The organism is Rhizorhabdus sp. (assembly GCF_018006725.1).
Lineage (GTDB): Bacteria > Pseudomonadota > Alphaproteobacteria > Sphingomonadales > Sphingomonadaceae > Rhizorhabdus.
In genome coordinates this window covers 1-5476 of sequence record NZ_JAGMXV010000279.1, presented here as the reverse complement: position 1 = coordinate 5476, position 5476 = coordinate 1, and the positions used below count along the sequence as shown (strand labels likewise).

Below are 5476 nucleotides of genomic sequence, written 5' to 3'. Positions count from 1 at the left end.
CGATGAGATTGCCCATGAAGAGGAAATCGCCCACCCGCGCCATGGCAAGCCCGTGCGGAATGGTCCAGTTTTCGGCAACGAACGTGCTGTCGGCCTCTATGTCGTCCAGATACCAGACGCCCTCCTTAGAAGACGCATAAATGGACGATCCGAACCGCTCAAACCTTACCGGCTTGGTCAGGGTCAGCGTGAGCGTGCTGTCAGTCACCGTCCCGCCGACTATGTGGTGCAAATCCCCGGCCGTAGCGCAGACGGTAATCCTGGTTCCGTCCGCGCGCTGGAAAGACATGGCCGAGAGAACCGCAGCCCCCACGTCGCCTTCGCTGGTATTCGCGCCATATGCGGGTTTATAGCCGCCCGGCCCCGGAATGACGTTGGTGCAGACCTCCAGCCCCGGATTCCGGTAGTCAGTAACATCCGGCAACCATGGTCCGAGGGCAAATTCGCTGATCACGGCGTGGTCCTGACGGTCGGGACAATCGGCGCCCCGGAATAGCGGGCCTTCGCATCCGAAGATTGCGCCAGCTTCATGTGTTGCCCGTAGGCCGCGCCGTGAATCGCCATAGCCTTTTCGTCGCGGATCAACGCCGCATGGTGGGCCAGCACCCCGTAGACATAGACGGATGGATAATTGGTCAGAATGTCGTTCGTGTCGCCATCCGCCGACAGGTCAGCCTGCCGAGCGTAATACCGGATGATGATGTTCTCGGACCCGTCGGGCTCTGGATTGAGCAGCATCGCCCCGTCGACAATGGCGTATGTCTTTGGTGTTCCCGATGTCACATGCGCCCGGTTGATGCCGGTCGTATCCGTGGGCGAAAGCGGCGTCCGCGGGTCAACGTCCCGGTAGGCTGAAATCATCTGTAGGAAGTCCGCAGGTAGCGCCACGCTCGCCGCCTCTGTCAGCGTATCGGTCGCTTCCATTTCCCGCACCCGGAGTCGCGCGTTGATGTCGGCAGTCACAAGCTCGTAGCAGATGTCGGCCGGATAGCGCCCGATCAGGCTGTAGATGCGCGACTTGAGCGTGGCGAAGTCCATCAGAACGTGCCCCCATGCACCCGGAATTTACCCACGTCGCCGCTCAGGAGCTTCTTGCGCAGCACGTCCTTGGCCGCAGGGTCATCCCATGCAACCCCGGCTTCCTTCAGCCATTCCGTGACCACCCACGACGGAACGCTTGCCACGTGCCAACTATCAGACAGCGGCATGTCGGGCGCTTCCCGGCGCAACCTGACCTCATCAAAGGCGTGATCGAGGTCGTGGGTTTTCTTCCGGATGATCTTGTCGCCCTGGTCGATCCATTCCTCACGCATCACGCGCCTGCATCCAGAAAAGCAGGGACTTGCGCCGATGCTCCGTCACCTCGATTTCATCGCCCAGGACCGCCCGCCGGCCGCTGCCGAGTGAAATCGCGCGGTTGGTGACGATCATCCGAAACAGCGGCTCGGAGGGCGAAGTCTGCGGCGTAGCGGGCTGCACATTCTCCGCTTCTGGGGTGGGCGCGGATTTCCTCGGCCGTCCAACGCGGCGTTGACCTGTTTGCACGGGGGATGTCCTCTGCATATCCGATCAGCCGCAACACTTCGGGCAGCGCCTCGAACGGAAACAGCCGCGTGGCGTTGTCAACAAAGAAGCTCTGCGGCCTCAGGATGATGGTTTGATGGCGACAAACCCCGTTCATCGCGTCGTCAAGATGCGTGCGGGTATCGCCGTAAACGTAATTGATCGCGCTTGTGAGCCTGTCCCACGGGTCGCGGATCAGCGCCCACGCTTCGATATCACCAAGCGCCTTGCGTGCCTGCCCGACCGTGATATGGCCGGGCAGGCACCTTTCACCGGAAACCCGCTCGATTGCCCGCTCGATTGTCTGCGACCCGCACTTGGGAATGCTGACGATGAACAGGCCGAGCGGCTCCAGATACACTCAGGAAACAGCAGCCGAGAACGGTGTTGCTTCGGTGCCGGACGCTTCCGAGTAGGCAAGAACCGCCCACACGTTCGCGGCGATGTCGTCCACGATGACGCGAGCGCCCTTATAGCCGCCTTTGGTGGAGCCGTTGAGCGTGATCGTGTCGGACGAATCCGCCGTATAGAAGCACGACGCGCCCGCCGAGTCGTTCCCGAGGTAGGCAACACCCATCATCGTGTCGGACGCGTTGGCAACCTTCACGATATGGTCGCCGCTCGCATCCGCCGCGAGAATGAACTCGTAACGCACGCCCGATCCGGTCGCCGCCGGGAGAGTGGCAACGATTCCGGCCGCCCGGCTGAGCACAATCGGGACACCCGCATGAGCGTCCCGAGTCACGGCCACGGTGGACGCGGTGACAGTCACCGCGCCGAGGTTCTGCTTGTAAGACATGACATGTTCTCCTTACGACGTGGTATTGTCGTAAACGGCGCCGTGAGCCTTCTCGTTGCAGCACTCAAGCGTGAGTTCCGTAACGATCTGCTTGCGCTCGTTGTCGCCCATCTTCGCCAGGTCTTCCTGCTTCGTTTCGCGAGCGATCGCGACTTTCCACATGTCATCCTGGAAGATGAAAACGTCCCGTGCGCGGTTTTCGCGCGAAAGGACGAACTCGACGACCCCCCACGGGGTGCGGTAAACGTCGATCATTTTCTCGACTTGACCGACCTTCACCGTGTTGCGCTGCGCGTTGTTGCCCGTGAACCCGAGAGCGAGGTTCATCTGGAACGACGAAAGGTAGACCGTGTCCGGTTTCCCGCCGTTTTCCCAAATGAGTTGCATCGCCGGGTCAAAGCGCGTCTGCGAGAAGGCGACGGGGGTGCCGTCATCCGTCCGCGCATCCGTGCCGTCGCCGGTCGGGTTGGCGCCGCTGTTCCCCGCCTCGAACTCGACGTTGGTGACGAGCCACGCCGGGGCGCCCGCAAGCTCACGGGCCACCACCGAGCTCCCCGCGACACGGGCGTTGTTCAGGAACAGGGCACGCTCGATGTCGAGCTTGTGCGCCTTCATGCCCTTGCCCATCTGGTAGAGCATTTCCTTGCCACGACCCGCCTTGCGGAGCGCCATGTCCGTTCCCGAGATCGAAACGGCGTTCTTGAAAATCTGCGTGTAGTTGCCGAGCCGCGTGGTGGCGGTCAGGGCGTCCGCAGTCGTGTCGCCGCCCTCGATGTGGGCGTTGTCGGCCGACGCACGAAGGGCGTCCGTTTGCCACTCGTGGTAGGTGTTGCTGGCCTTGGTCTTGGTTGATTTCGACAGAAACGGCGTGTCATCGGGGTCGATGTTGAAAATCTGGTCAACCAGATCATCGAGAATCCCCGTCATGTCGTAGCTGTCGAAGGTGTTGGCAGGTTGTGCCATTTCACGCTCCTGAGGGTTATTCGCCCGTCAAGATTCCAAGCGCCTCTTTCAGGGAGACACCTTTCTTGAACTTGGCGAGTTGCTTCTGACGTGCAGCAGCGGCCTCCTTGTCGCGGTTCGGCTTGGCGCCGGGCTGGAGCGACGGCTTGACCTCGGCCACCTTCTTTTCAATGGCTGGTTTCGCCTTCTGCAATTCCCGGTAGGCAAGGGCGTCTTTCAACACCCGGATCATGCGGTGATCGGCGATCTGGCCTACATCCTCCGCAGAAAACCCGTAGGCCGTGGCCCCGTCAGCCATCTGCTTCGCCGCGCTGAGGAACTTTGCCTCGTCGCGCCATTCCGGGAATGCTTCAAGTAGCTTGTTCCGCTCGGTCGCGATGGCCTCGGCCCTCAGTTGATCCTGCATGGCGTGGAACTCGGCCCGCGCCTGCAATTTCTGCCTCTGGCGCTGTTCCCATTGCACCCGGCGCAGGTTGTATTCCTGCGGCGGTAGCTTGGTCGCCAACTCAGCCCAATCCGGCTCCGCTTCGGTAGGCACAGCCCACCGTTTCAGGGATTCCGAAAGCTGCTCTCGTAGTTGGGCAGTCTCCGCAGCCTCCCGTTCAAGCGCCCTACGCTCCTCCGCGATGGATTGCGTCTTGCGCGTGTAGTCGGCTTTGAACATCGGGCTTTCCAGAAGCTCTGACAGCTTCACCCGACGCTTGCCCTCGGCCGTGTCAACCTCATACTCAGGATCGCTTTCCGCGTCGTCCTGGGCCTCGGTTTCGGCCTCCGCTTCAACCTCGTTCGCCTCGGGGTCGCTGCTGCCAGTCCCTTCGGCTTCCTGCGTCTCAACGGTTTCGTCGTCCGCCCCGGCTCGCGCCGTAACTCGTTCGACAGCCTCGCTCAGCGAGATCGCTCCAGTGGAGTTCTCGGTCACGGGGATTCCTCTTCAGATGCCACGCTGCGGAGCAATGCCTTGGCCGCTTGCAGTCCGTGGTAAGTGTGCAATGCCGCCGCGCGATCCTCCTCGGTTGTCGCGCTCGCCATTACCTTCCGGGTCAATTGCGCCTCCAGACGCTCGATTGCCCACTGGAAGTCCTGATCAGCAAATATGGCCTTGATCCTGTCAGACCTTGCCATAATCGACCGCCGATTCCGTCTCTTTGGCCAACTGGTCGCGCGCAAGGTCGTCCTTCATGACGACTTCCTTGCGCTTCAGGTCCAGCGTTTCCTGTTCCGTCATCATTCTGGATGCGGTTTCAGCCTCTTTCCGCTGCGCTTCCTGGTGTTTCAGCGCCAGTTCGGCCATGCGGAATTGATGATCGGCCTCGATCTTCATTTTATCGTTCGCCGCCCGCGATTGCGCCTCAAACTCCATGATTTGCGTCTGTTTCATGGCCAGTTGCTCTTGCAAGCCGGGCTGCTGCGGCTGCGGAGGCGGCAACATGTCGGGGTCGTCCATGAACTCGGCGATTGATTTGAAGCCGAATGTCTCCATCATCCGGGCGGTCAGGTTATAGACCTTCTTTTCATTGACCATCCGGCTTCCGGCAGTCATCAATTCGCGCTGCACCTGCCCCAGGAGCATCATTCCGTTGCGGCGTTGCTCGCGCGAGTTGTTCCCAATCGCCACGTTCATGTCGGTTCGGTCCTTCCACGTGCGCGGATTGACCGATACCCACTTGCCATTCAGCTTGACGGCCAATTCCTTCATCGGCCCGGAGCGCAGATCGCGGTGAATGCCCATGAACAGGTCGCGCAGCCCGGTTTCGGCAAATGTGCGGGCGATCAGGAGCGTCTTCTTCTGCGAAGCGTTCATGATCCGTTCGATACCCGTTGCCGTTTTGTTCAGCGAATCGGCGTCAAGGCCCTGATTGTATCGCGTGGCCCCGGTGCGGGTTTCCTTCAGGTCGTCGAACTTCTCCAGAAGCGGCAACGTGGTGCCGATCACGCTCGGCGGCATGTTGTAGATAACTTCCGCGCCGCCCGTCCTGACAGGGGCGCCTGGAGCCGGGTTTGCCAGATCGGTGAATGTATTCTCGCCCGCCATGTTCTCGTCGAAATGCGGCCGGGCGTAGTTTGTCAGGTAGATGTTATCCAGCGTGTGCCGGAGAAGGACCGTCTTGACCTTCTGAATGTCGTCAACGATTTCGGCAACCGACCTCCCGA

General features: G+C 61.0%; 8 protein-coding genes and 1 pseudogene. All 9 read right to left on the bottom strand.

What is annotated here, in order from left to right; translation table 11 throughout:
- The coding region (locus tag KAY22_RS23875) for a hypothetical protein (protein ID WP_296625636.1) at nt 1-454 on the bottom strand (454 nt) is incomplete at its 3' end.
- Nucleotides 451-1038: a hypothetical protein gene (locus KAY22_RS23870; RefSeq protein ID WP_296625635.1), complete on the bottom strand. Its 588-nt coding sequence runs from the start codon at nt 1036-1038 to the stop codon at nt 451-453. The genes KAY22_RS23870 and KAY22_RS23875, both read right to left, overlap by 4 nt.
- A complete protein-coding gene (locus tag KAY22_RS23865; RefSeq protein WP_296625634.1) occupies nt 1038-1313 on the bottom strand; it encodes a hypothetical protein in 276 nt (91 codons plus the stop codon). Before KAY22_RS23865 ends, KAY22_RS23870 begins: the two co-directional genes overlap by 1 nt.
- Nucleotides 1314-1369: 56 nt before the next feature.
- The gene (locus tag KAY22_RS23860; RefSeq protein WP_296625633.1) at nt 1370-1924 is read right to left on the bottom strand and encodes a hypothetical protein; all 555 of its coding nucleotides are present in this window, start codon (nt 1922-1924) and stop codon (nt 1370-1372) included.
- A complete protein-coding gene (locus KAY22_RS23855; protein WP_296625632.1) occupies nt 1925-2362 on the bottom strand; it encodes a hypothetical protein in 438 nt (145 codons plus the stop codon). It abuts the gene before it with no gap.
- Nucleotides 2363-2374: 12 nt separating this feature from the next.
- Entirely contained in the window at nt 2375-3325 is a 951-nt protein-coding gene (locus tag KAY22_RS23850; RefSeq protein ID WP_296625631.1) for a DUF5309 family protein, read from the bottom strand.
- A gap of 16 nt (nt 3326-3341) precedes the next feature.
- Nucleotides 3342-4244, bottom strand: a complete 903-nt coding sequence (locus KAY22_RS23845; RefSeq protein WP_296625630.1) for a hypothetical protein — start codon at nt 4242-4244, stop codon at nt 3342-3344.
- Nucleotides 4241-4447, bottom strand: coding sequence for a hypothetical protein (locus KAY22_RS23840; protein WP_296625629.1), 207 nt, complete (start codon nt 4445-4447; stop codon nt 4241-4243). Before KAY22_RS23840 ends, KAY22_RS23845 begins: the two co-directional genes overlap by 4 nt.
- Nucleotides 4434-5476 (bottom strand): annotated as a pseudogene (locus tag KAY22_RS23835) (hypothetical protein); the annotation flags it as partial. The pseudogene KAY22_RS23835 and the gene KAY22_RS23840, both read right to left, overlap by 14 nt.

What these genes read in the sequence shown, in the direction of transcription:
- KAY22_RS23870 (WP_296625635.1), bottom strand. Translation starts at nt 1,038, where the DNA reads ATGGACTTCGCCACGCTCAAGTCGCGCATCTACAGCCTGATCGGGCGC.
- KAY22_RS23865 (WP_296625634.1), bottom strand. Translation starts at nt 1,313, where the DNA reads ATGCGTGAGGAATGGATCGACCAGGGCGACAAGATCATCCGGAAGAAA.
- KAY22_RS23855 (WP_296625632.1), bottom strand. Translation starts at nt 2,362, where the DNA reads ATGTCTTACAAGCAGAACCTCGGCGCGGTGACTGTCACCGCGTCCACC.
- KAY22_RS23850 (WP_296625631.1), bottom strand. Translation starts at nt 3,325, where the DNA reads ATGGCACAACCTGCCAACACCTTCGACAGCTACGACATGACGGGGATT.
- KAY22_RS23840 (WP_296625629.1), bottom strand. Translation starts at nt 4,447, where the DNA reads ATGGCAAGGTCTGACAGGATCAAGGCCATATTTGCTGATCAGGACTTC.